The sequence below is a fragment of the Leptolyngbya sp. 7M genome (assembly GCF_018128485.1).
In genome coordinates, this window is sequence record NZ_CP070897.1 from 6,500,452 (window position 1) to 6,526,074 (window position 25,623).

General features: G+C 50.4%; 29 protein-coding genes and 2 pseudogenes. 13 read left to right on the plus strand and 18 right to left on the minus strand.

Annotation, left to right across the window (positions count from 1 at the left end; all coding sequences use genetic code 11):
• Positions 1-8: 8 nt before the first annotated feature.
• The 3 genes from JVX88_RS34870 to JVX88_RS34880 all read right to left on the minus strand — a co-directional run bounded on the left by JVX88_RS34870 (position 9) and on the right by JVX88_RS34880 (position 1,756).
• A complete protein-coding gene (locus JVX88_RS34870; protein WP_211623460.1) occupies positions 9-482 on the minus strand; it encodes a YbhB/YbcL family Raf kinase inhibitor-like protein in 474 nt (157 codons plus the stop codon).
• Positions 483-755: 273 nt separating this feature from the next.
• Positions 756-1,331: a calcium-binding protein gene (locus JVX88_RS34875; RefSeq protein WP_211623462.1), complete on the minus strand. Its 576-nt coding sequence runs from the start codon at positions 1,329-1,331 to the stop codon at positions 756-758.
• Positions 1,328-1,756 carry a hypothetical protein gene (locus tag JVX88_RS34880; RefSeq protein ID WP_211623465.1) on the minus strand — a complete coding sequence of 143 codons (429 nt, stop codon included), beginning with the start codon at positions 1,754-1,756 and terminating at the stop codon, positions 1,328-1,330. Before JVX88_RS34880 ends, JVX88_RS34875 begins: the two co-directional genes overlap by 4 nt.
• A gap of 31 nt (positions 1,757-1,787) precedes the next feature.
• Here JVX88_RS34880 and JVX88_RS34885 point away from each other — a divergent pair, with 31 nt between their 5' ends.
• On the plus strand, positions 1,788-2,654 hold the full coding sequence (locus JVX88_RS34885) for a hypothetical protein (RefSeq protein ID WP_211623467.1): 867 nt from the start codon (positions 1,788-1,790) through the stop codon (positions 2,652-2,654).
• On the opposite strand, the gene JVX88_RS44770 is transcribed toward JVX88_RS34885, so the two are convergent.
• The 5 genes and pseudogenes from JVX88_RS44770 to JVX88_RS34905 form a co-directional block, all read right to left on the minus strand.
• Positions 2,591-3,616 carry an AraC family transcriptional regulator gene (locus tag JVX88_RS44770; RefSeq protein WP_315875383.1) on the minus strand — a complete coding sequence of 342 codons (1,026 nt, stop codon included), beginning with the start codon at positions 3,614-3,616 and terminating at the stop codon, positions 2,591-2,593. The genes JVX88_RS34885 and JVX88_RS44770 overlap by 64 nt on opposite strands.
• A gap of 9 nt (positions 3,617-3,625) precedes the next feature.
• Positions 3,626-4,594, minus strand: a pseudogene (locus tag JVX88_RS44775) (DEAD/DEAH box helicase); the annotation flags it as partial.
• A gap of 250 nt (positions 4,595-4,844) precedes the next feature.
• Positions 4,845-5,949 (minus strand): IS3 family transposase gene (locus tag JVX88_RS34895; RefSeq protein ID WP_315875313.1). Its coding sequence is split into 2 segments (ribosomal slippage): positions 4,845-5,682 and positions 5,681-5,949, totalling 1,107 coding nucleotides; the frame shifts between segments, so codons are not numbered across the junction.
• Positions 5,950-6,784: 835 nt separating this feature from the next.
• Entirely contained in the window at positions 6,785-7,393 is a 609-nt protein-coding gene (locus tag JVX88_RS34900; protein ID WP_211623472.1) for a hypothetical protein, read from the minus strand.
• 410 nt (positions 7,394-7,803) lie between these two features.
• Complete coding sequence (locus JVX88_RS34905) at positions 7,804-8,868, minus strand: hypothetical protein (RefSeq protein ID WP_211623474.1); 1,065 nt, start codon at positions 8,866-8,868, stop codon at positions 7,804-7,806.
• A 93-nt stretch (positions 8,869-8,961) separates the two neighbouring features.
• Here JVX88_RS34905 and JVX88_RS34910 point away from each other — a divergent pair, with 93 nt between their 5' ends.
• The 6 genes and pseudogenes from JVX88_RS34910 (at position 8,962) to JVX88_RS34935 (ending at position 11,775) form a co-directional block, all read left to right on the plus strand.
• A complete protein-coding gene (locus JVX88_RS34910; protein WP_211623477.1) occupies positions 8,962-9,483 on the plus strand; it encodes a TolB family protein in 522 nt (173 codons plus the stop codon).
• Positions 9,484-9,661: 178 nt separating this feature from the next.
• Positions 9,662-9,928 (plus strand): hypothetical protein, encoded by a 267-nt coding sequence (locus JVX88_RS34915; RefSeq protein WP_211623485.1) that lies wholly within the window; start codon positions 9,662-9,664, stop codon positions 9,926-9,928.
• 44 nt (positions 9,929-9,972) lie between these two features.
• Positions 9,973-10,338 (plus strand): iron-sulfur cluster assembly accessory protein, encoded by a 366-nt coding sequence (locus JVX88_RS34920; RefSeq protein ID WP_211623487.1) that lies wholly within the window; start codon positions 9,973-9,975, stop codon positions 10,336-10,338.
• A gap of 103 nt (positions 10,339-10,441) precedes the next feature.
• Positions 10,442-10,642: pseudogene (locus JVX88_RS34925) on the plus strand (2Fe-2S iron-sulfur cluster-binding protein); the annotation flags it as partial.
• Positions 10,643-10,947: 305 nt separating this feature from the next.
• Positions 10,948-11,268 (plus strand): hypothetical protein, encoded by a 321-nt coding sequence (locus JVX88_RS34930; RefSeq protein WP_211623491.1) that lies wholly within the window; start codon positions 10,948-10,950, stop codon positions 11,266-11,268.
• Positions 11,269-11,382: 114 nt separating this feature from the next.
• Positions 11,383-11,775 carry a GxxExxY protein gene (locus tag JVX88_RS34935; protein ID WP_211623493.1) on the plus strand — a complete coding sequence of 131 codons (393 nt, stop codon included), beginning with the start codon at positions 11,383-11,385 and terminating at the stop codon, positions 11,773-11,775.
• Here JVX88_RS34935 and JVX88_RS34940 read toward each other — a convergent pair.
• From JVX88_RS34940 to JVX88_RS34970, 7 genes are all read right to left on the minus strand, one after another.
• Positions 11,723-12,976: a polyketide synthase dehydratase domain-containing protein gene (locus JVX88_RS34940; RefSeq protein WP_211623496.1), complete on the minus strand. Its 1,254-nt coding sequence runs from the start codon at positions 12,974-12,976 to the stop codon at positions 11,723-11,725. The two genes, JVX88_RS34935 and JVX88_RS34940, sit on opposite strands and share 53 nt — an antisense overlap.
• Before the next feature lie 386 nt (positions 12,977-13,362).
• Positions 13,363-14,121: an orotidine-5'-phosphate decarboxylase gene (gene pyrF / locus JVX88_RS34945; protein ID WP_317134558.1), complete on the minus strand. Its 759-nt coding sequence runs from the start codon at positions 14,119-14,121 to the stop codon at positions 13,363-13,365.
• Positions 14,122-14,361: 240 nt separating this feature from the next.
• A complete protein-coding gene (locus tag JVX88_RS34950; protein ID WP_211623498.1) occupies positions 14,362-14,757 on the minus strand; it encodes a two-component system response regulator in 396 nt (131 codons plus the stop codon).
• A gap of 436 nt (positions 14,758-15,193) precedes the next feature.
• Positions 15,194-16,168 (minus strand): hypothetical protein, encoded by a 975-nt coding sequence (locus JVX88_RS34955; protein WP_211623500.1) that lies wholly within the window; start codon positions 16,166-16,168, stop codon positions 15,194-15,196.
• A gap of 227 nt (positions 16,169-16,395) precedes the next feature.
• Positions 16,396-17,595 carry a DUF4912 domain-containing protein gene (locus JVX88_RS43650; protein WP_211623502.1) on the minus strand — a complete coding sequence of 400 codons (1,200 nt, stop codon included), beginning with the start codon at positions 17,593-17,595 and terminating at the stop codon, positions 16,396-16,398.
• A 91-nt stretch (positions 17,596-17,686) separates the two neighbouring features.
• Positions 17,687-18,775 carry an alanine dehydrogenase gene (ald, locus tag JVX88_RS34965; protein WP_211623504.1) on the minus strand — a complete coding sequence of 363 codons (1,089 nt, stop codon included), beginning with the start codon at positions 18,773-18,775 and terminating at the stop codon, positions 17,687-17,689.
• A gap of 23 nt (positions 18,776-18,798) precedes the next feature.
• On the minus strand, positions 18,799-20,037 hold the full coding sequence (locus JVX88_RS34970) for a hypothetical protein (protein WP_317134559.1): 1,239 nt from the start codon (positions 20,035-20,037) through the stop codon (positions 18,799-18,801).
• A gap of 47 nt (positions 20,038-20,084) precedes the next feature.
• On the opposite strand from JVX88_RS34970, the gene JVX88_RS43655 reads away from it, so the two are divergent.
• From JVX88_RS43655 to JVX88_RS34985, 3 genes are all read left to right on the plus strand, one after another.
• Entirely contained in the window at positions 20,085-20,279 is a 195-nt protein-coding gene (locus tag JVX88_RS43655) for a hypothetical protein (RefSeq protein WP_211623506.1), read from the plus strand.
• A complete protein-coding gene (locus JVX88_RS34980) occupies positions 20,276-21,166 on the plus strand; it encodes a YicC/YloC family endoribonuclease (protein ID WP_211623508.1) in 891 nt (296 codons plus the stop codon). Before JVX88_RS43655 ends, JVX88_RS34980 begins: the two co-directional genes overlap by 4 nt.
• A 208-nt stretch (positions 21,167-21,374) precedes the next feature.
• The gene (locus JVX88_RS34985; RefSeq protein WP_225931287.1) at positions 21,375-22,184 is read left to right on the plus strand and encodes a lysophospholipid acyltransferase family protein; all 810 of its coding nucleotides are present in this window, start codon (positions 21,375-21,377) and stop codon (positions 22,182-22,184) included.
• On the opposite strand, the gene JVX88_RS44780 is transcribed toward JVX88_RS34985, so the two are convergent.
• Positions 22,143-22,265 carry a hypothetical protein gene (locus JVX88_RS44780; protein ID WP_315875314.1) on the minus strand — a complete coding sequence of 41 codons (123 nt, stop codon included), beginning with the start codon at positions 22,263-22,265 and terminating at the stop codon, positions 22,143-22,145. The two genes, JVX88_RS34985 and JVX88_RS44780, sit on opposite strands and share 42 nt — an antisense overlap.
• Positions 22,266-22,269: 4 nt before the next feature.
• Here JVX88_RS44780 and JVX88_RS41520 point away from each other — a divergent pair, with 4 nt between their 5' ends.
• Together JVX88_RS41520 and JVX88_RS34995 are read left to right on the plus strand one after the other, a co-directional pair.
• Positions 22,270-22,773, plus strand: a complete 504-nt coding sequence (locus JVX88_RS41520) for a hypothetical protein (RefSeq protein ID WP_263975400.1) — start codon at positions 22,270-22,272, stop codon at positions 22,771-22,773.
• A 29-nt stretch (positions 22,774-22,802) separates the two neighbouring features.
• Positions 22,803-23,480: a sterol desaturase family protein gene (locus JVX88_RS34995; RefSeq protein ID WP_211623510.1), complete on the plus strand. Its 678-nt coding sequence runs from the start codon at positions 22,803-22,805 to the stop codon at positions 23,478-23,480.
• Here JVX88_RS34995 and JVX88_RS35000 read toward each other — a convergent pair.
• Both JVX88_RS35000 and JVX88_RS35005 read right to left on the minus strand, forming a co-directional pair.
• Positions 23,411-23,623, minus strand: a complete 213-nt coding sequence (locus JVX88_RS35000) for a fructosamine kinase family protein (RefSeq protein ID WP_317134561.1) — start codon at positions 23,621-23,623, stop codon at positions 23,411-23,413. The genes JVX88_RS34995 and JVX88_RS35000 overlap by 70 nt on opposite strands.
• A gap of 38 nt (positions 23,624-23,661) precedes the next feature.
• Positions 23,662-24,684, minus strand: coding sequence for a M16 family metallopeptidase (locus JVX88_RS35005; protein WP_263975401.1), 1,023 nt, complete (start codon positions 24,682-24,684; stop codon positions 23,662-23,664).
• An 81-nt stretch (positions 24,685-24,765) separates the two neighbouring features.
• Between JVX88_RS35005 and JVX88_RS40090 the strand changes: the two genes are divergently transcribed.
• On the plus strand, positions 24,766-25,590 hold the full coding sequence (locus tag JVX88_RS40090) for a class I SAM-dependent methyltransferase (RefSeq protein ID WP_225931288.1): 825 nt from the start codon (positions 24,766-24,768) through the stop codon (positions 25,588-25,590).
• Positions 25,591-25,623 lie beyond the last annotated feature (33 nt).

Consider the following 25,623-nt stretch of genomic DNA (forward strand, 5'->3'; position numbering starts at 1 on the left):
TTTCAGCCCTACTTTTCAGCCCGGTAATGTTCGTTTCTAAAGATTTCTAGAGAAAGTTCGCTCTTCACCACCTTCCTCCAGATTCTGTGGTAAGAACTTGACAGTGTGCTGGAGTAGGGTGAGAGAGGCTGAGCTGGGATGGCAGTTGGTAAGGATTGCGAGTCGGGCGGCAGGTCATAGAGGACCCAGTGGGTAAAAGTACCGTTTGGCGCATCTGGATCGTCCAAAATCAGCGTAAAGCTCTGGGTTCCTTCGGGTGGAGCGCTCCAGCTTAAAGCAGGTGAATGATCGGCGCCATCGCAGGTGAATTCAACTGGAATGAATGCTTCTGGCTCAAACGCGGGACTGGATAAGTCTAGGGTTTGAGATCTCTTAGTTCTATTATCTGCTGATCGGCTGCCTTGATCGCAAGCGACTAGCCATCCTGCTAGGACCACGCTAGTCCATTCCAACAAGCGTCTTCGAGTCAGCGAGTTTGCCATGCCTAAGCTTATTTTATCGTTGAAGTAAATTGTAGCGAGGATTAGGAGCAGTCTACTCCTCTAAAAGTTTTCTACAGTTCTCTATGGACCTGCACAAATGGGAACCGCCCCAATAAGAACCGCACGAATGCAACCTGATAGATTTTGCAGAATCAGATGCTTGAATCGGAGGGTAATAAGGGAGGGTAATAAGAAAGAAGGCACGCCATTGGTGCCTTCTAAGGAGCTGAGTGATTGAGGAGCATTTCACTCGGAGCAAATCAGGATCAGCGATTAGCCGATTAACTCAAATGCACTATCAACCGTGATTGTGGGTGCACCTTGCAGCTTGGCAAATTGTCCGCCAGTGCCATAGCCAGCCGCCGTGCCGTTGGGGTTGAAGAAGATATTGCCCGTGGCGCGGCTATAGAGCACGAGTTTGCTGCTGGTTGCAGCGGCAGCATCCGTGGCCACAATACCAATCTCGGAGAGATCATTGATGCCAAAGGTCGTTTTATCCAGCGTGACCCGATCGAAATCGTTGACAAAGTCAGTGATGGTGTCGATGCCAAAATTGGCTCGCGTAAAGACCGTATTGGACTCGAACTGAAACTTATCGGCATCAGCACCGCCCGTTAGGGTATCGTTGCCTGCACCACCCACCAGAATGTCGTTACCGTTGCCGCCATTTAGATTGTCGGCAGCCGCTCCACCGTCTAGGAAGTCATTTTCACTGCCACCGCTGAGGATGTCGCCACCCGCTTCACCATAGAGGAAATCGTCGTCCTCAGCGCCGTTGAGTCGGTCTGCACCCAGGCCACCGTAGAGGGTGTCAATGCCGGTGCCATCGGTCAGGGTGGCAGTATTCATCTCGAAACTAGTGACTTATCATTAAACAACCGCTCTACTATTACCTCTAGCACATCTAGTGAAGGCGATACCGGCAGCATTAGTGTTAATGCAAACAGGCAGATTACGTTAGGTGGTAACAGTAGCATCACCAGTACGGTCAACCCAGGTGCAACCGGCAATTCTCGGCAAATTCGCCTTACCACACCCGCACTCTCCCTCAGCAACTCTCGAATCTCAGCATCTACCGCTGGAACAGGCAATGCAGGCAACATTGCTATACAACGTGCCAACACGGTCTCTCTGAACAATAGCGCTATCTCTACTGCCGTTGAAACGCCAGAAGCTAGAGGCAACGGTGGCAATGTAGAAATCCAAACCGGTGAACTGGCGCTCAATCGCTCGCGCATTAGTTCTAGCACTTCTGGGCAGGGTAGTACCGGCACTATTACTATCAACGCCACGGAAGCTACTCGCTTGCAAAACCAAAGCCGCGTTACCAGTACTGTTAATCCAGGTGCAACTGGCGATTCTCAGCAAATCAGCTTCACAACACCCAACTTGTCTCTGCAAGGGCAGTCGATCATCTCAGCTGCTACAAACGGAAATGGCAGTGCAGGCAATATTCAAATTCAAGCGGCTGATTCGGTTGCTCTCTCCAACAGCACCATTTCCACACAAGTCCAGCAAAACGCGATCGTGCCTCGTAACTCCTCCCAAACCTCAACTCGCTCCACTGCTAATCAAAGCAACATCACAATTGATACCAACCTCCTGACGCTAGATAACGGTGCCCGTATTACCGCCAACACCAATGGCCAAGGTGATGCTGGCAATATCCTGGTACGCAATGCCAACACCATCGCTCTCAATCAAAGCACGATCTCCTCGGCGGTAGGCCCTAACTCTACTGGGCAAGGCGGTAACATCAATCTCAATACCAATAGTCTCAACCTCGACAATGCCCGCATCAGTGCCCGCACCCAAGCCCAAGGCCGAGGCGGAGACATTACCATTACTGCTCGTGATCGCATCAATGCTAGCAACAGCGACATTGAAACCCGCTCTGAGTCTTCCTCCAGCGGCAATATTACCGTGACGGCTGGAGATATCCGACTGCGGGGTGATAGCGATATTCGGACTCAGGTCAATCACCGATTCCAGAGTTGTCGCAAACGGATTTTGTTCTGTCGGATCGGGATTTTTTTGATGTCAAGCGTATTGTTGCAAGCGTATTGGCACAAGTATATTGCCGCAGGTGTATTGCCACAGGTGTACCATCAAGCGCCAAACCGGCGGCGATACTCGCTGGGGGAGAGTCCCACCTGCTGCTTAAAGGCATGACAAAACCGACTAGGGCTGGCATAGCCGACGCGCTCTGCTACTTCGGCAACACTCAACTCGCATTCGCTCAATAGTTGTCGGGACTGCTCGATGCGGCAACGCTGCACATAGCCAAAGACTGTAGTGCCAAATAGCTGCCGAAACCCCTGCTTAAGCTTATAGTCATTGAGTCCCACCTGCCTAGCCAGCCCCAGCAGCGAGGGGGGATGGTTGAACTGTTGCTGAAGGATATCGCGGGCCAAGTGCAGCCGCTCGATATCGGCAGGTCGCAGAGCAGGAACTGCCCGATTCCTAGGAGACAGGTCCATCAGGTGATCAAATTGCGGCGCCAGCAGTTCCAATACTTTGCTTTCCAGGTACATTCGCCTGACTGCTCCCTGGTAAGGACAGTGCAAAATCTGCCGCAGAGCTTGCTGCATGACCGGATGAATGCGATCTAAAGACTGGTGGAAGTTTTCGATTGCCTTCCCCTGAATCAGGCGTTGCAGCAGCGGGGAGGCATTGTCCTCAGGCAGACCAAAGCAGCGCAGCCGATCGAAATCAATGGCAATGCCTAGTCGTTTGAGGGGCTGTTCTGCCGGGAAATACTCAATCGAACGCGCTTCCGAGATATAGCAGAGACAGGTTTCGCCTGCGGTTTCCTCACGGTCGTCTTCAATCTGGATGCCGGGGTTGATCATGCGACGATTGCCCGCCAGATAAAAGTTAGACAGCAGCACCCCTTCGTTGGCGCAGTGGTAGTCAAGGCAGAGCGGTCGCCAATACTTGTAGGTTTCGATGTGAATCGTTAGCCCTGGTTGCAACTCGATCACCCACTCTTCGCCTTTTCCCAGACGCTTGGGAATAGGCCGCCGGCGCTCAAACGCGGTCTCTTGCCAGCCGACTTCATTCCGCTCACGGGCTTCTTCCCAGAGCGCGTCATACTCAGCTTGAGTGATAATCGCTGTTGTGTTAAACGCCATATCTTGCTGAAAAAGATCCACGATCACCACTTCGTCATTGCGAACGATGTAGTTCACATCTTTGATGAACAGTTCCTTGGCCTTGATAGCGTTGAACACATAGTGCGCCCAGGGATCTTTGGGGTCAAACAGATCCTGCACTTCCAGCAGCTTCTCTGCCTCAATAAAGCCCTCATCCGACAGCAGCACGTTGCGCTGTTTCTCGTCTACCTCGTAGTGGCCTTCTAGATCGTCCTCATCTTGCTTGCGTCGCAGGGCCGCTGCTACAGCTGCCGCTTTGGTGTACTTCTCGCTGGGACGCTCCACCTGACCGGAGATGATCAGCGGCGTGCGGGCTTCGTCAATGAGCACCGAATCAACTTCGTCAATGATGCAGTAGTTGAAAGGACGCTGCACCACCTCTTCGATTGAAGTGGCCATATTGTCGCGCAGGTAGTCAAAGCCTAGCTCGCTGTTGGTGCCGTAGGTGATGTCGCAGGCGTAGTTTTTGCGGCGCTCTACCGGGTTCATGCCCTGCTGGATCAGCCCCACACTCAAGCCCAAAAAGCGATGAATTTGCCCCATCCATTCAGCGTCGCGGCGCGCCAAATAGTCGTTTACCGTAACGATATGCACACCTTTGCCGGTGAGGGCGTTCAGGTAGGCGGGTAGGGTTGCCACCAGAGTTTTGCCTTCACCCGTCTTCATCTCAGCAATTTGCCCATTGTGCAGCACCATGCCACCAATTAGCTGCACATCAAAATGGCGCATGCCTAGCACCCGCTTGCCCGCTTCTCGCACTACCGCAAAGGCTTCTGGCAGTAGGTCATCGAGCGTTTCACCCTTTTCTAGGCGCTGCTTAAACTCCGCCGTTTTTCGGGTCAAATCTTCATCCGACAATGCCTGGATCTCTTCTTCCAGCAAGTTAATTTCGACAATGTCGTTCTTATACTTCCTTAGCTTCCGTGCGTTGGGGTCACCCAGCAGAGTTTTTAACATGGTAAACGAGAGACAGATATAAATCGGAGACGTTAGATCAGATCGGGCTACAAGCTGATTCCTACAGCTTATTCAGTTTAAGCGGCAACTCCCCAGAATATTCAACTAAAAAATCGAACTACTTATTAGATTAGAGCCGCAAGATTCGGATGAAAAGTGAAACAACTTTTAATCTGAATCATTCAAACTGTTAACTTCTGTACCTAATCATCTGTTCCTCTCTTGTCCGTTTTAATACATCTCAATTCCCTCACCTGCTGAAATGGACAACTGCTGGAACTTGGTAATTCAATGCCTGGTGCAAACGCTGATGATTGTAGAACTCAAAGTATTGACCTAAGCTTTGAATTGCAACTGATACGGTTCGATACTCTTTGAGATACACCTCCTCGTATTTGACACTGCGCCACAATCGCTCTATGAAAATGTTGTCAAACACCCGTCCTCTACCATCTTGAGAAATGGCAATCTCTCTATTTTCCAGGTAGCTTGTAAATGCCTCACTGGTAAATTGAGAGCCTTGATCACTGTTAAAGATTTGTGGCTGTCCTAGTTGCAGAGCTTGTTCCAAGGCAACTAGGCAAAAATGCACATCCATTGTATTGGACAACTGCCAGGACAACACATAGCGACTGAACCAGTCGATGATGGCAACTAGATAGACAAAGCCACCAGGAAGACGAATGTAGGTGATATCGGTACTCCAAACGACGTTCGGCGCATCAATGACTAAACCCTTGAGCAAATAGGGATAACGTCTGGGGTGCTCAGCAGTCTTGCTCGTCTTGGGACGGGGATAGATCGCTTCAATGCCCATTTGCCGCATCAAGCGAGCCACCCGTTTGTGATTGACTACCTCTCCTTGAGTCCGCAACCAGGCAGTCATTCGGCGGATACCATAGAACGGAGTAGCAGTGTACTGTTGGTCAATCAGGTTCATCAGATACAACTCATAAGGGTCTACTTCAATCGGTTTGTAGTACCAACTGGAGCGGGCTAAATCGAGCAACTCGCACTGACGCGACAGGCTGATTTGACGATGATTGGGTTCGACTAGCAGGCGTTTATGAGCGAGAGACAATCCCAGATTTTTTTTTCAACCAGTCCAACTCCACTTTGAGCTGTCCAATCTGCTGATATAAACTAGCGGTCAACTCTTCCTGTTCCTTCTGGTTCTGGGCACGGCGAGACGAGAAAATTCCAGGTAACTCTTCGAGCAGTTGTTTTTTCCACTGATGAATCTGCGTCGGATGTACCCCGTACTCGCTGGCTAATTCGTTCACTGTTTTGAGTCCTTTGATCGCTTCAAGGGCAACTTTGGCTTTGAACTCAGCATTGTGTTGTTTGCGCTGCATAATCCCGGTTATCTCCGTAGTCCTTCCGATAGCAGCTACCTTTGTACCCTGTTGTCACCCTTCCAGGCATAGGTGATTAGCCCAATTCTTGTTCAGTTCCTGGGCTTCGCGTGGGCATACAACACAAACGACCTGCTCGCGGCAGGCAGCGTGTTGCGCTCCCTCTACTATCACTCTCTATTATTGAATTTTGAATGGGGGCGGAGGGACTTGAACCCTCACGACTTATACAGTCAACGGATTTTCATCCTCTCACAGCTTTCGCTGCAACCCTCTGAGGTCTTGAGGATTGGACCCTCCCTTTACCCTCGCCTTTACGTTAGGGTAGCTCCCGTCGGGCCTCTGCACCTTCCGAACAAAAGAGTTTTGAGTTTTAAGTTTTGAATGTTGAGTTAAGCAATAACTTGACATTCGACACTCAAAACTGAGAACTCTTGTAACCGGCTTGGCTCAGGATTGCCATGTCAGATTGCTCTGAGTTAGGTTTCCCTGAATTTGAGAGCATTCACTTGACAGATTTCTCCATCAAGGCTCAGTTTTCTAAGTCCGCAGCGTCTACCATTCCGCCACGCCCCCGCGGCATATCGGCTTACTTGTAGGCAACTTGCAGCCAGACTCCCTATTATAGGACTTCTGTGAACTTCAGCACCAACTTGACGGTTGAGATTGTTGTAAGATTCGCTGTAAGTCTTTATTCTCAAGCATTCGAGAGATCGGATAAACTCGAATCTACATTTCAACTCATAAACTAACTCAATAAAACAGTCATGCCCGCAGACGAAGCTCCTATTTAATTAGCTTGACTGCTATCGCTAGAGTAATGGAGACAGCGGCGTTAGAAGCGTACACCTACACCGCCCTGGATCGAGGCTGCCGTACTGTTGCTGTTTTTGTAAGCATCGAAAGCGATAATCGCGTTACCAAACAGGACGACATTGCTATACGGGAAGGTGTGATCGATGCCGGGCTGAAGCACAAAGCTGGTTTGGTTCCCGACAGGAGATGCGCTTTGGTTGCTATCTTGAAATGCAGCACCCATGCCGATATAGGCATCGGTATGCCAGTTCAGCGGCACATCGTAGGAAACTGTTGGCACGAAGGCCGTGGTTTCTCCAATCAAGGCTTGAGCACGAATTGAGATCGGCACCTCTAAGAACTTATAGCGGACTGCAATCACGCCGCCGCCGCTCTCACGAAATAAATGTGAGATCACATCTTTCACTCCATTGCCGGGAGTGGGTCTCAAAGGCTGCAACAGGTTTTCCGTTGTAATCACCTGATCAAGCGGAATGTCGGAAAACCCATTGCCTAAGCTGAATGCAATTGTTGAAAACTCATCAGTCCACAGAGGCTTGTCTGTCAGATTGACAAAGCGCAAGCTTAAGCCAAGAAGCATCCAGAAGAGCACCAGCAGAATATGCAACCAGGTAGGAGCAGTCTTCACCCCACAGTTCCTCCCCATAGCTGAAGCCAGAATCGGGGGCTGTACCAAAAGCCTTGGCTCAACAATTCTGTTACTGGGATTGGGCAGAGTCGAATCCAGATAGCTAAACCCTGAACATTCGCTTCAATCATCGGAAGTGATACTCGACTTCAGCATTAGCAAGTGTACCTACTCCAATCATCGGCTATGCAGTTTGACTATCAAGCTCAAGTGAGCAAGGTACTAACCTAATCAATTGGCCTATTAATTTGGCCTATTAATTTGGCGCATCTCAATAGTTCTGGTGGGACCATTGCAGCGTTAGCCATAGATCCAGTCCAGTCTGCCAGACAAAGGGGCGAGATGTCACCCCATAGACAGAGAATTTCCAACGACAAGATCTTTATCCTACAAACTACTCACAAACCTGATTACGAACTCTGTTGCTGCTCTTCTGCATGCAGAATTTTGAGAGCCTCAGCCAGAGATTCGTAGTTAGCCAGACTGTTATAGAGCTGAACGGAGATTCGAATTAGCCGCTTGTTCTGCCAGGGAATCACCGGAATCTCAATCCTGAACCGCTCGAATAAAGCGGTCTGCCAGCTTGCTGCGGTGGCCGGACCTGCGGGCAGAGGGATGGTAGCCATTGAACCAATCAGTGCGTCTGGACAAGGAAGCGCCACTTGTAATTGCTGGCAAAGTAATTGTCTCACAGATAGCGTCATGGCTCGATTCCGGCTGATCAAAGCAGGCCAGCCGCCGGGAAGCATTGCACCTAAGCATTGGATCGCGGTTGGTACACAAAGATAGGGAGTCGGGTCAGCAGTTCCTACCCAGTCAAATTCCAGATGAAAGCGACTACGGTCAGTTCGAGGCGAATTGGCACCATGACTGATCACAAGGGGTCGAATCCCGTCCTGTTTATCCTGCCGCACCGCCTGCCCATAAGCTTGCAAACCAAACCCTGACGCAGCCAAAAGCCGATCGAATTTCGAATTAAAAAGCACGATCTTTCCTCGAACGCCGTCTGCACCGAGCCGATTTAATTCTTCGATCGACGAGACCACAACGATCTCCGCTGTTAGCCCGTTTTCCGGCGTCGCAACGCTTCCACCTAATGCCGTCAAAACGATCTTTTGTGTCGTCCCAGTTGCCATTCCCGGAAATTCCGTTAGCTCACCGGTCTCTGTTCCGCGTTCCCAATGTGGAACTTTGACCGGTTGCATCTTTACTTCGAAACCGAGTTTACGCATTTCATCGGCGACGTATCTCTCCGCCTGTAAGATCTGCTTCGAACCGGAAAGCCGGGGCCCGATATTATTGGTCAAGTGTGCCGTCCAACTATAAGCTTGATCCGATTCAAGAGCTGCCGCCTGAATTCGTTTCATATTTTCAAGCGTTTCTGAAGAATAAAGACGCGGCGTTGCGGTTGGCTGCTGTGTAATAACTGTCGAAGTAATGACGAATAGAAAAAAGATCGAAAGAAAGCTTTTCATTCGAACATCTTATCCGAAAAATGCACATGGCCAAACTTTCGTGTAATATTTCGCTTATCACATCTTTCAGAATAGTTAACAAAGGAAAAAGGAATGAAAAGGTTTGCAATTTGGTTTGTTTCTCTCATCGTTATCGCCTCTGCACTCCCTACAGCCGCACAGTTCACATTTGACGATATGCTGTCGCAGAAACGCGTCAGCGACCCTCAGCTTTCGCCAGACGGCCGCTACGTTATCTATAACGTCGGTGTTGTAAACAAAGCGGAAAATCGTGTTCTGACACAGATCTTCCGCTCTGCCGTCGATGGATCGGAAATAAAACAGTTGACCGAGGGCAACACATCTAACAGCAGCGGCCGCTGGTCCATGGATGGCAAATATATCGCCTATAACACGGGAGGTCAGATCTGGGTGATGAATGCGGACGGTTCGGGGAAACGTCAGGTAACGAAGTATCCCACCGGTGCCAGCGGTCCGGTATGGTCGCCTGATGGCAAATGGCTGTTGTTCCGTTCGGACGTCTATCCAGAGTGCACCACCGAAGAATGCAATACTTCTGAAGAAGAAAAGGCAAAGAATTCGAAAGTTCAGGCGAAAATCACCGAACCTGTCTGACGGCACTAGAGGCCATCAAACTGATCACCGGATTGGGTACACCATTGCTGTCCCAACTACTCACCATGAACTTAAGCCAAGCTGAGTTTGCCAAACGGCGGCCTTACCACGATCCGAACTGCCCAGTTTGTGGCCATAAAAACCAATGGTTAACAAACACAACCATCCAGGAGGAACCATGCTGCTCCCACTCTTAGCTCTGGCGATCGGAATCTGTGCGGTTTATGTCAATCAGCCAGCGGATGAAATTACGCGCTTGCTGATCAAGCTAGTGGGGCTAGTCAGCCTGTTTCTCGGTCTGTTGTATGCTCCCTGGTCTATCAAGCTGCTGATTGTAATCGCCATTCTCGCAACTCCGATCTGCGCTCAAAAGCGTTGTCTGCCCCAGATCCATTGTCCAGCATTATGCATTGCCCGTTCCAATTGCCGCAATGTTCCCCTTTAACCCAGTTCATCATTTGCTGATTTATCATTTCTGGAGGAAACCCCATGCCCGTAATTCTGACCGAAAAAGCCGAATTCCGCCTGCGGGCCTTTTTGCAAGGCAACGTGGATCCATCGGCTGAAAAAGGGATCCGAGTCGGTGTCAAAGATGGCGGCTGCAATGGCTATGAATACATCCTTGATATCGTCAATGCACCCCGTCCCGATGATCTAATCGATCAGCAGGGTAAAGTCCGAATTTATATCGATCCCCAAAGTGCTCCTCTCCTGGAAGGTGTGGTAATCGACTTTCTAGAAGGGCTGATGGAAAGCGGTTTCAAATTCACTAACCCCAATGCAACCGACACCTGCGGCTGCGGCAAATCCTTCCAAGCCGGAGACTGTACCCCAGCAGGAGTACCGTGCGGGTAAGAAGTTTTGAGTTCGGTTAATCCTAACCAAAGCTTCCGACAGTAAACATCATCCCCTCACCCATCCACCCATCCACCCCTACGCCCACGCGGAGAACACAATCATGGCAACCTATCAAGTTCATCTCATCAACAAAAAGCGGTCGCTTGACGTTACCTTTCCAGTTGAAGATACCACAACCATTCTAGAAGCAGCTGAAGAACAGGGGCTAGACTTGCCTTTCTCCTGTCAATCCGGGTCTTGCTCGAGTTGCGTCGGTAAAGTGGTTGAAGGCGAACTGGATCAGTCAGAGCAAGTATTTCTGACAATGAAGGTGCTTCGGCTCAAACAATAGCTGAACTCACAGTAGTTTCTGATGACGATTTTATTGAAGAAGTCGCTGCACCAATAGAGCGAGCATCTGAGTCAGAACTGTACGAACCCATTCACAAAATGCTCATGAAACATTGGTCTCGGTCACAACAACTGGATGAATGTCACTGTGAGATTATTGCTCACCAAGGAAAACGCGATACTGGAGGAAGCTGGAGTCGACCAGATTTATGCGTAGTGGGATCGAGGAAATTTGAATACTACCCGGCAAGAGTATTCGAACTCCACACATTTGAAGTGAAGGCATCGACAGATGTCACTATTAAAGGTGTATTAGAGGCGCTTGCTCATCGCGAAGCTGCTACTAGATCATATGTGCTGTATCATACCGGTGAAAAAGACTTCACCAGTTACCCAGAAAGTTCAAGAATCGAAGAGTTAGCTAGCCGCCATGGCGTTGGCGTTATAGTGGCTAACGATGTAACCGATTTTGATAGCTGGGACACTGTTGTTCCTGCTCAAAGGTCACTATCTGACCCTGAAGTAATGAATACATTTATAAGCCGAAGTCTATCAAAAATTGCTCAGAAGAAAATCAGTGGATGGTTTAGCTGGTAGACTCGCTGGGTGCATTCCGGTGACGGCATACTTATTTCGCCCGGATGATGTGCAAGCAATTGCGCCGCATGAATTTCTCACACGAAGACACGAAGGCACGAAGGGGTCGCGCTTTTGGATCTTGAAGCGATTGCCAAGACCGTGGTCGATCGCGGTTATCATCTGCACCGCGATACCGGCCCGGGAATGCTCGAGACGGTGTACGAGGTTCTGCTGACTGAAAGCTTGAGGGATGCGGGGTTTCGATGCCGAAGGCAGGTGCCCGTTCCGATCAGATATAAAGGCGTTGTCGTAGACAACGCATTCAAGATCGATCTGCTGGTCGAAGAAGTGCTCATCATCGAGCTGAAATCGACCGAACGGATATCGCCGGTACACGGCAAACAGGTGTTGACCTATCTCAGGTTGATGAACCTGCCACTGGGGTTCGTGATGAACTTTGGGCAAACCACCTTCAAGGCTGGCCTCCAGCGCGTGGCCAACGATTACTTCGGACGGATCGGCTGAATGCGACATCTTCGTGCCTTCGTGTCTTCGTGTCAACTAGGTCATACTGATGCAAACGAAAACCTTGGTCACTCGGTGAACGTTCGATGTCCAATGTTTGGTACTGAACAAAATCATAGGCTGCAAATTTCTGCTGTGCTGTTTGGACAAATAGAGGTGAAATATCGGTAAATGTGTAGCTAGCGATCTGTGAATCGAGATCAGGCAGCAGATAGCCAGTCGTCCCGCCAGTACCGCCGCCAATTTCCAGAATTCGTACCTTGGCTTGGGGCAATAATAATTGCACGAGTTGTTGCAGCAGCTGATTGGTGAACTGTGCTCCAGGCGAATCTTGATAGATTTGGCTCAGGGTGCTGAAATCCCCATCGGGAAATAAAAGCTGAATCGGGTCACACTTACCCTGCAACACGTCAGCCAGAGCGGAACCACAGCGATGCAATAGAGCCAGTTCAGGTGAGGCAACCGATTGAGTCATTTCAGCAGAATTATCATCCTGAAGTGATCGAAGCACACCATAATGATTATTCTGACAATCGAGGTCATCAGCCTCTACTAAAATATTCAGCAAGCGTCGGATCCATCTAGGATTGGCTGTGATCTGAAGCTGCTGCATCACCTGCTGCACCGTAAAGCGTTCGCCGCTGCTAAACCGCCAGCCCAGTTGCAGAAAAGCTCGCCTGATATAGGTCAGGCTCAACGACTCCAGCTCCGTTAAATGCCGCTGATAGGAATTCAAGTGCTGCGCCTGAACAGCGGACAACCGATCAGACAGGGCCGCGAATTGGTGGCTTACCTGGCTCAACTCTGGTAAATTAACCTGATGCAGCGGCTGAGGACGCCACTCGATTTGATATAGCCACTCCTGCCAGCTTGCCGACTCAATCGGTTCTCGATCCGCCGGATGCAGCCTTAATCCTGCGATTGTCACGATCACCTGCCCCTTGGCATCGAGCAGTCGCAGATCGGCAACTGGGTGAATCGAATTCTGGTTAGATCGCAGCGTCACTTCACTCCAGAGGCTAGAGAGGTGACCTAACGGTCTGCGGTGCAGGATCAAGCGGTCGAAACGAACTGGTAAATAGGTTTGGGACGGCGTGGGTAAGGCTGCTGCAATTGTTTGTAAGGCTGCATCTAGAAGAACTGGATGGATTTGGTAGGGAGCCGCAGATGAGCAACTGAATGGTAACTCAATCCAAGCCAAGACCCAGGTGAGTTCTTCCTAAACCCTGCCTGAGCTTGCTGAACGGTGCACCTAACCTAAGAGTATTTGAGGCGACTAAACCATAGATAAACGCTTCCCTGAATTACGGCTCTATAAATTTGACCGCAACTGGAATCGGGGAAGTAAAAAGTCAGCATTAAGTCAGTTAATTTAAGTCAGTTAATTAAAACGGCAAGTAGCGCCTTTTAAGCTCTATACAAAGCTCTATACAAGAGAATCAACATGCTACTGGTGATTTCCGAAAGTAATCCCAAAATAAGGACGCTGCACGGAAAAGTAATAGTTGATATCTCTAGATCTTATGAAAATCTTTTGATACCGCTCTCCGTACTTTCTCTATAGATCACCTAGGTGAATGACTGTAATCACAGCAATTCTGCTGAGATGCGCTCGAATGCTGCCGCTGGGTCAGCTGCTGTCGTGATAGGGCGACCAATCACCAGGTAATTGGCTCCTGCTTTTAGAGCAGCGGCTGGGGTCATGGCCCGCTGTTGGTCGCCTTTCTCAGCCCAAGTGGGACGCACACCCGGACAGACTAACAAAAACTCCTCGCCACAGATCCTACGAAGCTGTGCCACTTCTTGAGGTGAGCAGACAGCACCTGCTAAACCGCTGGCCTGAGCCAATAGAGCCATTTGTAGGGCATAATCGTTCAGCTCTAGGGGAATCTTCAGCTCCAAGCCTAAAGCGCGGGCCGTTAGGCTGGTCAATACGGTAATTGCAATCAGATTGGGCGGCTCTACGTTACTAGCCCTTGCCCCTGCGACCGCGGCAGCTTGGGCTGCCTGTAGGGCCGTTTGGCCCGCGGCAGCATGCACCGTGAGTAGTTCGACACCATACTGAGCGGCAGAACGGCAGGCTCCGGCCATGGTGTTGGGAATATCGTGAAACTTAAGGTCGAGGAAGATTTTTTTTTGCCGTTCTTTGAGGATCGCTAAAATTCTCGCTCCGCTGCCAACAAATAGCTCTAGGCCCACCTTCCAAAACATCACCTGAGGCAGTTGGTCGAGGAGAGCTAGGGCAGCAGCTTCCGTAGGAACATCTAAAGGCACAATAATCTGATCGGCTGGTGACATATCGGCTGAGGTGCAGGAGAGCTGAGGTTCAGGAAAAATAATGGACACTCGTTAAAAACTACAGCAATCATCGTTTTCGTGGCGGCAGCACCGGCCCAGAGGCATTGGGGAAACGCCGGTTTGAGTAATTTGTGAATCAGTGGATAGAGGGGAGCAAATTGCATGAATCGATTAAAGGCAAAAGCGCCGACAGGGACTATCCTACCCTACTGAAAAATCGGCATGAATGGCTGGTCAATAGCTGGTCAATAGCTGGTCAATGATTGGTCAATGATTGTTGATGAATGGTTAATGGCTGGAGCAATAGGTTTGCCGCACCCAGGCCGACTGGATGAGAGACGAGAGGATATCCCGATTCAACGGCTTCACCAAGAAACCATCTAGGCCAGGATTATCTTCTTGCCGCAGCCAACTCGGTGCATGTACATCGGTCAACGCCACAATCGTAATGCCAGAGGTATCCGCCAGGGTGCGGAACTGGTGCACCAAAGATTTGGACCATTGGTTTTGATTCCCCGTCAGAATCAACAGATAGGGAGGAGCCTGACTGGCTCTCGCCATCGCCTGCTCCGGAGAACTCGCAACGACCAATGGGCAACGCAGATGACCCAGCAAAGATTCAATCAACTGAAGGTCATCAGAGCCTTGATCTAATATCAAAATATAGTTCTGCAACTGTTCCATGAGAGCATTAGCACGCTATGGGCTAATATAGCTCTCTAGATTTATTGCTAATTCGTGATATAAACGGTAAAAGCTTGAGGATTACTAGCTTCTAGCGATCGTTTCTAATTTGAAACTTTTCGTTTTTCTTAGCTTTTCCTGTCAGGTACAAGGCAAGCCTTTTTATTGAATTGCCGGGAAAATTATGTAAATTTTTGAAGTTAAAAGTTTTACTTTTTTGAAAGAAGACAATAACTTAATTTGTCGTTCTATTTGTTAACAATTCTCCAGAGAAGTTCATTGTTTTTCTGATCTTTCAGCGGTATAGATGCCAATTTAAGATCAGGATTATTCTTTAGAAACTGTTTAAACGCCTGCCGCCATTGTTTGCTGCTTCTGGGATGGAAGAAATACATATCGCCGAAGAAATCACTGTCTAAGCCTTGACTAAGCTGGTTTACTTCTGCCAGCAGAGTGCCAGGATCATCGACAGTTTGAGTGGAGCAGGTGGAGCAGGTCGGACGCAGCAGTAGCTGTACCTCTGGTTTGAGTGCATGGCTGAGGGAGAGCAAGCAACACCCGGTTCGATAGGGAAATAGACCTTTTCCGCAGTGGTCGCCCAGTCGCCCGAGCCAAATCTCAATTTTTTGTCTGAGCCGTCAATACTGACTGGCTCTTGCTGTTCTTCCGGTCTCAATTCATGGCCGGCATATCTTGCAGCCGTGGTCAGGAGGGACACGGGATCTCCAAATTCCCTTGAAACAGTTTCAATAGAATAGTTAGTAAAAAGATTGCTGACTATACGGATGATCTCGCCTTTTCCGGTAAATCCGGCGTTCAGCATTCCCTGAAATACCGGGATATGGTTGATCGATTGTTCGAGGGTTACAAAACCAAGTTCATTCTCTGGGTTTCGATAGTCGGCGGTAACCGAAAGCGAATCAACGGTCGAGCCCGAAAGCCCGAAAAGCTGCTCGTTTTCCCTCAAAAACACCTTAAGAGCTTCGGAGCGCGGCATTTTGGAAGGTGATGTCAAAAAGCTCGCGCTCATTCCCACCCTTGATGAAAACACCTCCGGAGACTGCATCGTCTCGCTATATTCGATTGCCAGAGCTGGTATCTTAGTTTTTAACTCATTTTCCCCTTTAACAAAGGCCTCTCGTGTGTCGGCAATATCGCTTGCGGTAAGTCCGGCCTGTTCTCTGAATCTCATCCGTTCTGTCCATTTGCCCTTGTCCGTTCGGATGTCATAATTCGGGAGTACCTTCTCCGATCCGCTCGGATGGCTGGCGTTCGATTTTGAACGTGCCTCAGCGTGGGGCAAGATCGCGGGTAAAATTGTTAAAACTGTTACGATAGAAAAGGTCAAAAATGCTCCCATCAGCGATTTGCGGTCATTTCGATGGGGATTTGTCTTGCTGGTGAATTTCATAAGGACTCCACTAGGATCTAGGAGGACTGATAAAATACTAAATGTGCAGGCTTATGGAGAATTGATCAGTTGCCGATGGCCGCGGTCAAAGAAAGCACGGCCAAATTGAACAAAGAACCTGCTGCTGACTTAGCAGAGTATTCTCTTAGTTCCGGCCAATTTAGTCAATACTTTTATGGTCAGAATGAAAACGGCAAATGAGTCGGATATTTTTGCTGCGGGCGGGCTTATCGCGCGTTTTCATGAAAACTATGAGTTTCGCGAAGGGCAAGTTGAAATGGCGAGGCGCGTGACGGAAGCCTTCGTAAGAACGTTTGCCCCTGCAACTCATCGTTCCAATCAACCGTGATGAACTGCTCTTCATACCAATCCACCGGATAAATTGGGGGGATCCGGATTGCATTAGAGCGCGCCAGCATCAGCCAACGGCCATCTTCCGTCACGTAGCCAATCTCAACGATGTAATCCCGATCGCTAATGGGAACCGGAATATACCAATCCCGCGCCAGCTCGTCACACTCATACTGCTGCAAACTGTGCGGATTTTGATAACTCAAATCCACATCCGTCACATCGTAGAAGCGGAGGGCTAGCCGCTGACCGCCCTGCTGTCGTAAAGTTTGCCGATGGTGATCAGGCACATCCCAATATGCATAAGCCCATTGGGGATCGCGAGGCAGCAACGTAATCCAGCTCTCCCCATAACCATCTGGCAAATCGGGTAAGGACTCATCCACCGATGCCAACACTTCACTTGAGAGATCAGCTTGCCCCACATCAAATTTGGTGGCTTCGACATCAATTTGCGCAGAGCCTTCTGGCTCATAGACTTGACTCGTTTCACCCTCAACATTCTCAACGTTTTGCAGCAGCGAGGCAGTTCCAGCTGCAATTGCTCCAGTTACAGCACCTGTTGCAGTTGTATCAGCATCAATGAATAGGGGCTGACTCGCAGTTAGTTCTTCATCTTCTGCTGGTTCTTCACTCGTTCGTTCCTCAGCAGTCAACGATAGGTCGGGTTCCACATTCCATGCAGCTGGAGGTGCTTCTGGAACTGGTATAGCCGGAGTCGCTTCTGCCAAGGCATTTGAAGGAATTGGTGTAGGCGGAGTCGCTTCCGCGAAAGCAGCCGACAGCCGCACAGGGGCAGAACGGGCCAACATCAGCCAACGTCCATCAGCCGTAACATAGCCAATCTCTGCCAGATAGTCTCGATCGACTTGGGGCAGGGCAACAAACCGATCCTGCTCTGTTTCAGTGCAGGTATATTCTTGAAACTGGGACAATGGCTGCTCCAAATCCAGCCCGGTAACATCAGCAATTCGCAGCTTGAGCTGTTCGCCTCCCTGTTGACGCAGTACCGCTTTCTCTTCCTCTGGTGCCTCCCAATAGGCATAGCCTTGATCAGATGTGCGAGGCGTTAGCACAATTCGGCCGCGGCGATTTCGACCTCCTGCCGCCAATCCAGCCTAAATGTAGTTAAAGATACAGTTTTTCATGTTGAAGTTTAGCTGAAGTTCAGGCAGCCAGGTCCGCAAATACCTCCTTGACAGCCGGATGAACCAACCGGTGATCCTGGACATTTACGCCTTTGGCTAAGGCCAAATCCCGTTCTAATGCCTGAATTCCTTCGTTGGCCAGTTTCAAAACGTAAGGAAAGGTGCTGTTGTTGAGCGCTTGGGTCGCTGTCCAGGGAACAGAACCGGGCATATTAGGCACACCATAATGAACGACGCCCGCTTCTACATACGTGGGATGGGTATGGGATGTCGGATGCAGCGTCTCGATGCAGCCACCCTGATCCACTGCCACATCTACAATCACCGAACCTGGACGCATCTGTTCTACTAGCTGACGCGACACTAAGATCGGCGCTCGCCGTCCCGGAACCAGCACCGCTCCAATCAGCAAATCGGCTTCTGGCACCACGGTTTCTATTTGTGAGGCATTGCTGTAGAGCAACTCTACCCGTGAGCCGAACAGGGTTTCCAAGTAAGCCAATCGCTCCAGATTAATGTCTAAAATCTGCACCTGTGCCCCCAAACCCACAGCCATCTTTGCTGCCTCAGTGCCAACTACGCCGCCGCCCAAAATCACCACCTTTCCTGGCCGCACACCTGGTACACCGCCCAGCAAAACGCCGCGCCCTCCCTGCTGCCGTTCCAAAAACCGTGCCCCAAACTGCACCGAAAGCCGCCCGGCAATAATGCTCATCGGAGTCAAGAGCGGCAAGCTGCGGTTTTCCAGTTCTACCGTTTCGTAGGCAATGGCCGTGATGCCAGAATCAATCAAATGTTCGGTCAAGGGTCGATCTGCCGCCAAGTGCAAATAGGTGAATAAAAGCTTGCCCTTTTGCAGAAACTCGTATTCTGGCGCGAGCGGTTCTTTCACCTTAATCACTATGTCCCGATTCCAGGCCGCTTCAGCCGTTGTGACAATTTTGGCACCCGCTTGAATGTAGTCGGCATCGGTGAACCCTGCCCCCAGCCCTGCTTTTGTTTCAACAAAAACCGTATGGCCGTGATCCGACAAACTCCTGACGCTGCTAGGACTCAACCCAACCCGAAACTCTTGATCTTTAGTTTCTTTGGGCACACCAATTTCCATACCGATACCTCATCACTCTTCTGTTACAAAATACCTTGTTTACCTTGCTCCATGCCAAAGCCGGCGGCGGCGGACAAATTGCCCCGCTCCATAATCCCAGAGGGGATGAACACTTCCGGATGGGCATCATGGATTTTCTTCAGCCCACAGGAGCCTTCCAAATCACTGTCGATCACCATCACTTTGGCTTTGCGCTCCGCCTCGCTCATTCTGCCAAGGATAGCGACAACGGCATCCCCGAATACGTTGCGGTTGGAATCCCACTTATCGCCGGAGCCAATAAAGGTGTAGGTCTGCTTGGGCTTTTCGATCTGGTTGAGATACTCGACGGCTGCCGTGTGGCCGCGTTTCTCCAGGTATTGCAGCGCCAGCTTCACTGAGATTACATCATGACCGTGGTTCGAGCCTTCCAGTCCTTCGATGCCGGGGCACATGGGGCGCTTGTTGATCACCGCAATTGGTCCGGGTGTGGTCACAGCTTCGCAGATGCGGGCATAAAGGCCGTCAATATCTTCCCCATCACCAGTTAGCACCTTGAGGCCGTGACCTTCCAATGTCTTGGCGACGCTAAAACCGGGCAGGTATTTGGAGGGATGACCAGCAATCGTCACATCGTTGTCATCGATGATCAGCTTCACGTTCAGGTGCTGAGCGACGGCGAGGCGAGCGGCTTCGGCATCGTTGCCTTCTTGCTGCGAGCCATCTGAGCCTAAACAAAATACAGTTTTGCCAGGATTCGCCATTGCCACCCCGTTGACATAGGGCCACATATGTCCCAATCGACCGGAGCTAAACTTGACGCCGGGAGTGAGTCCCAATTCCGGATGTCCGGGCAGTTTTGAGCCAGCCATGCGGTAGTGCATTAACTGTTCGGCAGGGAGGTCGCCCGCGAGGGCTGCCATCAGGTACTGCGTTCCGACCCGATGTCCGGCTTCATCAAAAAAGATCGGCACAAACTGATCCGGCGCGTTGCGGAACAAGGCATCCAGGATCACCACTTCGGGAACCGTGTCGTAAGGGCCGCCGGTGTGTCCACCCACGCCTCTGGCTGCCCCGGTCGCGGTAAAGAACACAATGGCATCCCGGCAAAGCTGAATATTGGCTTTTAAGGCTGCCCGCTGCTTGTCGCTGAGGGTGGGATTGGATGGATCGAGCTTGAGCGGCTGATAGGCACCAAGATCGATCGGAAAGGCGGATCGCGATCGCTCGTGCCGTTCTCGTTGACGCACCCGTTTTGATACTGGATGAGGCAACTTCGGCACTGGATACGGAATCCGAACGGCTGGTCCAGCAAGCGTTAGAGAATCTTATGGCTAACCGTACCTCCATTGTTATCGCACATCGACTCTCAACGGTACGAAAGGCCGATACCATCGTCGTGATGGACAAAGGACGCGTGATCGAAACAGGTACACACGAAGAGTTGCTTGAGCATAATGGAAAATACCGGCGGCTCTACGAACTACAATTTCAAGATCACTCCCCCGAAGGAAAAGAAATATGAGATCAATGACGGGTTTTGGACGCGGAGCGGCCTCGGGTGACAATTTTTCGGTAAGCGTAGAACTAAAGGCGGTTAATAATAGATTTCTTGACCTCTCTCTAAAGCTTCCGGGTGAACTTCAGCATATCGAAGCGGTCATAAAGAAAACGGTAAGTGAGCGGCTAGCTCGCGGCCGTGTTGACATCAACATCCAGTTCGAACGGTCTGACGCGATCGAATACGAGCTTAATCGTCCGGTCATATCCGGCTATCTGAACGCATTTCGTGAATTAAAGACCGAATTCGACCTTTCAGGCGAACCGGATCTTAACGTGATAGCTCGGCTTCCGAATATTTTCCAGCCGCGAAGAGCGGAATTTTCAGACGATTTCGTGAAAGGAGTAACCGAAGCGGTTTCATTAGCCCTTGATGACCTTGAAAAAATGCGCGGCAGCGAGGGCGAAGCACTCCGTAATGACTTATCCGGACGGCTTGAAATGATCGAAAGAAAATTGCTCCCGATCGAGGATGAATCAGCCACCATCGCTGATGAATATTTGCAGCGACTGACCCGGCGGATCGCCGAAATGCTTTCACGTACGGAATCACAGGTTGAGATAGACCAGGGACGCCTTGCTCAAGAGGCTGCGTATCTTGCGGATCGGGCCGACATTTCCGAAGAGATAGCTCGGCTTCGAACACACATAGAACATTTCCGCAACATAATGAACGAAGATAAAGAGGTCGGCAAACGTCTCGATTTTCTGACACAGGAGCTCAACCGCGAGGCAAACACCATAACCTCAAAAACCAATAATATGACAGTAAAAGAGAATGCACTTTCGATAAAGAGTGAGATTGAGAAAATCAGGACTGTCCACTGTGGAGGACTGGCAGTTCATCGGTAAGACCGAGCCTACTAGCGAAGTCAAAGAAAAGCTGAAACAGTTCTGCCGTCAGGTGTTTGAGCTATTTAATACAACCGAAGTAGCCTAGCGCCGATTTATAGCAACCATGCACAAGTAGTAGGCTCAATATAGACAGCAGCAGAACTGTCCCCAGAGAGGTGAGATTGGTAAAGATGCCGCTTATCTTTACTTTAAAGACGCTCAGTTTATGGCTGAGATCGCTGCTTTAGTCGTTGCTATGCTTGTGATTCGTTCCTTGACTTCTGCTTTGCTCACACAGACTCAGTCCTCCCCAATTGATTCCCGCCCTTCGCCCTGGATGACGCCGCTGGCCTACGCTTTAGGCTCCTGGGTTGTGCTTCCGTCCTACTTTCGCATTCATGTTACTGGGCAGGAGAATGTGCCCCGCGAAGGAGCAGTGATTTTGGCTCCCACCCATCGGTCCCGCTGGGATGCGCTGGTGGTTCCCTATGCAGCCGGTCGGTTTGCCACAGGCCGCGATATTCGCTTTATGGTGACGGCTGATGAGGTAAAGGGTCTGCAAGGATGGCTGATTCGACACTTGGGTGGGTTTCCGGTCAATCCGCGCCAACCGGCCATTGCTAGCCTGCGCCACGGCTTAGAAATTTTGCAAAATCGGGAGATGCTGGTGATTTTTCCGGAGGGAGGTATCTTCCGCGACAAACAGGTCCATCCGCTCAAGCCCGGTTTAGCCCGCCTAGCGCTGCAAGCCGAGGCTAGCCAGCCCGACCTGACAGTACAGGTTGTCCCGGTTTATCTCGATTACAGTCAAGCGTTTCCGACTTGGGGGTGCAAGGTAAACGTGCGGATTGGCAAACCGTTGCAGGTGGCTGACTATACCCAAGGCAAGCCCAAGTCAGAAGCCCAGCGGTTGACGGCGGACCTGACCACGGCCCTAAAGCGTTTAGCTGGAACTGAAACTGAGGTGATGGAGACGGTCAATGGTGCAGGCGAATCAATGCCCGTCTGCCTCCAACATGGGCAAATGCACAGTTAAGATTGTCCAACCGTCACGGCTCTCGGCTTCAATCGACCCATGCAGGGTTTCTACCAGCTTTTTAATCAGCGCCAAGCCCAACCCAGTGCCGCCCTGCTGCCACGGATCGGTACCAGCAACCGGATTTACTTCTGCACCAGAGCCTGCTGCGATTTCAGCATCCGAATCCCCATCCGAACCATCCTCGGAACCATCCCAACCTGCCGCACCTGCTGCACCTGCCGCTTCCCCTACTCAAGCTGATTCCGTTCCAGAAACTAGTTTAGAAGCAGAGCTTGAGCTTGAGGCACCCTCCAGCGAAGCCACACCAGCCGTACCTGTAAACGGTACACCCGCAACATTGACAGACGCACCATCTGTTACATTCTCTGTAGAAAGTACAGAGAATGTAGTTGAGGAAGGTTTAGAGAATTCACCAGAAATTACGGTCGGTACTGAACCCTTGCTAGAAGCAGAACCTGGTTTAGAAATGCCTATGGAAATTCCAGAATTTGTTGAACTATCGCCACAGCCTGTTCTCACCACGCCTGCTGAAACCCCTGCTGAAACCCCTGCTGAATCCTTAATTGAAAATTCGAGCCTACCGTAAACAAACCGTTGTTCGTTACCAAACATCCAATGCTAGACGCTAGTTTGGGCTTCTTAAAGTATCTACTCACCGCATTTTTGCTCTACGGTATTTTCATCGTGGTTGAACGAATTCGTCCGGCTGAGTCGCATCAACCATTCAGAAAAATCCTGTTTAATTTGCAGTGGTATGTACTGTACAGTGTCGTTAGCTTGGGAATGATTCAGTTGGGATTGAACTTGGTCGTACCCACATTGCAACAATGGTTGGGTGCACCGCTGTGGCATATTCCTGCACCGAAGAACATCTGGGGCTACGGATTGGCGGTACTAGCCTACTTTCTGGCAACCGATTTTTTCTATTACTGGTTTCATCGCGCACAGCATCAAATTCCCTTACTCTGGGAACAGCATAAATTTCATCACAGCGATACGGCTCTGAATGTGACTAGCACTAGACGAGTGCATTGGTTAGAAGATCCGCTAGTAATTCTGTTTGTCGCCCTACCGATTGGATTGCTGCTGCGCTTTGACGGGCTGGAACTGGGAATTTTGGCATTTGTAGAAATCCTGTGGTTGCAGTTCATTCACATGAATTTAAGATTAGAACTGGGCTGGCTAGGGCGGATTATAGTCGGCCCACAACATCATCGGCTACATCACTCGTTCCTTCCCGAACACCTAGATCGCAATTTTGCCGTCTTTGCCTGGTTCAGCTTTACAAAATAGGCCCGCTCCTCCTCCGAGACTACATAGGCTTGATTGACACTGCCGCCCCCTACTGAACGCCGATGCCCAATTTGAAAAGGTTGTCCGGTAGCTTGGCTGATCTGCAGAGCGATCTGGTTCCACATAGCAGAGTGGGACATCATAATAGCGGCAGTAGAAAAGGCGGAGGATTGACTTAGGCTTAGGGTTTGAGGACAACAACGCGGTAGGCGTCGGGAGCAAGGTACTGCTGTACAGCGGCTTGCAGGGCTTGAGCGTTGAGAGTCTGAATTTGGTCAGGATAGCTGAGGGCAGGAGCCAGATCACCAATAATCGACTGGTAATAGCCATACAGACTAGCTCGATCGCTGGGAGTTTCGTTGCCAAAAATATAGCGATTTGCCACCAGAGTCCGGACGCGCTGGATTTCGGCTTCGCTGATCGGTTCAGTGTGAAGCCTACGAATATGGTCGAGAATCAATGCTTCTACCGTGTCCAGGTTCTCGACTGGCAGTTGGGCAGAGATATAAAACAACCCCTGACGAATATAGGTCATATTGCTAACGGAAATCCCGGAACCCAACCCCCGCTCTTCGCGCAGGTCGCGCACTAACCGAGCCGTGCGTCCCTGTCCCAAAATCGAGGCCAGGACATCTAGAGCATAGGTCTGGGGCAGATCAGCCATTCCCGGCACTCGCCACAGGATTCCCAAGCGAGCCTGCTGCAAGCTATTGTCAATGTGTTCATAGCGCTGAATGCCAGTAAACGCAGCTTCTGGGCTGAGTTCCGGTAAATCGGGCGGACAGAAGATGATTGGCTCAGAGCAGTGAGCTTCGGCCTGAGCAAATCCAGCAGCGACAATCTCGATCAACTGCTCGACGGGTAAATTACCAACGACAGAAGCCGTAATCGACTGAGGCCGATACCAAGTGGCATGAAAATCACGCATCTGCTGGGGCTTCAAGTGTTCGATTACTTCAGAAGGTCCCAAAACTGGACGACGGTAGGGCAAGTGCTCAAAGGCCGCTTCCATGAGGCGATAGTAGGTGCGCCGCCGTGGGTTATCTTCTGACCGACGAATTTCTTCCAGCACAACCGACCGTTCCCGCTCAAAGGCCACATCTGGAATCGCCGCGTTCAACACCACTTCAATTTGAAGCGGTTTGGCGGAAAGTATTGCTTCGAAGGTCGTGACCGGAATAAGTAGGTATGGGGAAATGGGCACGTATATTGAGACGTGGGCACGCAAGGTGTAAACACTCGCACAGAATAGCTGTGTGGGTATGCCGTGGCAGGCTATAATGCGATGGAATCGAACATTGACACAAAGGTGGTGGCAGGGTTTGGGGACGAGTGGACGCGGTTTGACCAGTCGGAGCTTGATGAATTGGAGCACCAGCGGCTCTTCGATGTATACTTCGACAAGTTTCCCTGGGGGAAACTGCCTGAAAAAGCTGTCGGATTTGATCTTGGCTGTGGCAGTGGACGATGGGCTAAGCTGGTTGCCCCGCGGGTTGGGAAACTTCATTTGATAGACCCGAGTGATGCGATAGAGGTGGCTCGGAAGAACCTTGTCGGACATTCAAATTGCGAGTTTCATCGGGCCGGAGTTGGTGACATTCCGCTTGCCGATGAGAGCTGCGATTTTGGCTATAGTCTTGGGGTACTGCATCACATCCCGGATACCGAGGCCGGTTTGCGTAAGTGTGTGGAAAAGCTAAAAACGGGAGCTCCTTTTTTGCTTTATCTCTACTACGCCTTCGATAATAGGCCGGCATGGTTCCGCGCTGTTTGGCGCATTAGCGATGTTTTCCGTCGTGCGATCAGTCGCCTGCCGCACGGAGCACGATTTGTCGCCAGCCAAATAATAGCCGCGTCGGTTTACTTTCCTTTGGCCCGCCTGAGTCTTTTGGCCGAAAAGGTTGGGATGAAGGTGTCTAACATTCCATTGTCGCAATATCGCGAGAAGAGTTTTTACACCATGCGTACTGATGCGCTTGATAGATTTGGAACTAGCCTCGAACATCGTTTTACGAAGGCCGAGATCGAGGGGATGATGACTAGTTGTGGATTGAAGGACATCAGATTCGGCGATGAGCCGTATTGGACGGCCCTTGGAATTAAAGAATAAGGTTGGTTTAGCTGATTTGAGAAGCGTTTTATG

Coding starts and splice junctions, on each gene's coding strand:
- JVX88_RS34870 (WP_211623460.1), bottom strand. CDS start 482: ATGGCAAACTCGCTGACTCGAAGACGCTTGTTGGAATGGACTAGCGTG.
- JVX88_RS34875 (WP_211623462.1), bottom strand. CDS start 1,331: ATGAATACTGCCACCCTGACCGATGGCACCGGCATTGACACCCTCTAC.
- JVX88_RS44770 (WP_315875383.1), bottom strand. CDS start 3,616: ATGGCGTTTAACACAACAGCGATTATCACTCAAGCTGAGTATGACGCG.
- JVX88_RS34905 (WP_211623474.1), bottom strand. CDS start 8,868: ATGAAAAGCTTTCTTTCGATCTTTTTTCTATTCGTCATTACTTCGACA.
- JVX88_RS34910 (WP_211623477.1), top strand. CDS start 8,962: ATGAAAAGGTTTGCAATTTGGTTTGTTTCTCTCATCGTTATCGCCTCT.
- JVX88_RS34915 (WP_211623485.1), top strand. CDS start 9,662: ATGCTGCTCCCACTCTTAGCTCTGGCGATCGGAATCTGTGCGGTTTAT.
- JVX88_RS34920 (WP_211623487.1), top strand. CDS start 9,973: ATGCCCGTAATTCTGACCGAAAAAGCCGAATTCCGCCTGCGGGCCTTT.
- JVX88_RS34950 (WP_211623498.1), bottom strand. CDS start 14,757: ATGGAACAGTTGCAGAACTATATTTTGATATTAGATCAAGGCTCTGAT.
- JVX88_RS34955 (WP_211623500.1), bottom strand. CDS start 16,168: ATGAAATTCACCAGCAAGACAAATCCCCATCGAAATGACCGCAAATCG.
- ald (WP_211623504.1), bottom strand. CDS start 18,775: ATGGAAATTGGTGTGCCCAAAGAAACTAAAGATCAAGAGTTTCGGGTT.
- JVX88_RS43655 (WP_211623506.1), top strand. CDS start 20,085: ATGGCTAACCGTACCTCCATTGTTATCGCACATCGACTCTCAACGGTA.
- JVX88_RS34980 (WP_211623508.1), top strand. CDS start 20,276: ATGAGATCAATGACGGGTTTTGGACGCGGAGCGGCCTCGGGTGACAAT.
- JVX88_RS34985 (WP_225931287.1), top strand. CDS start 21,375: ATGGCTGAGATCGCTGCTTTAGTCGTTGCTATGCTTGTGATTCGTTCC.
- JVX88_RS34995 (WP_211623510.1), top strand. CDS start 22,803: ATGCTAGACGCTAGTTTGGGCTTCTTAAAGTATCTACTCACCGCATTT.
- JVX88_RS35000 (WP_317134561.1), bottom strand. CDS start 23,623: ATGATGTCCCACTCTGCTATGTGGAACCAGATCGCTCTGCAGATCAGC.
- JVX88_RS40090 (WP_225931288.1), top strand. CDS start 24,766: ATGGAATCGAACATTGACACAAAGGTGGTGGCAGGGTTTGGGGACGAG.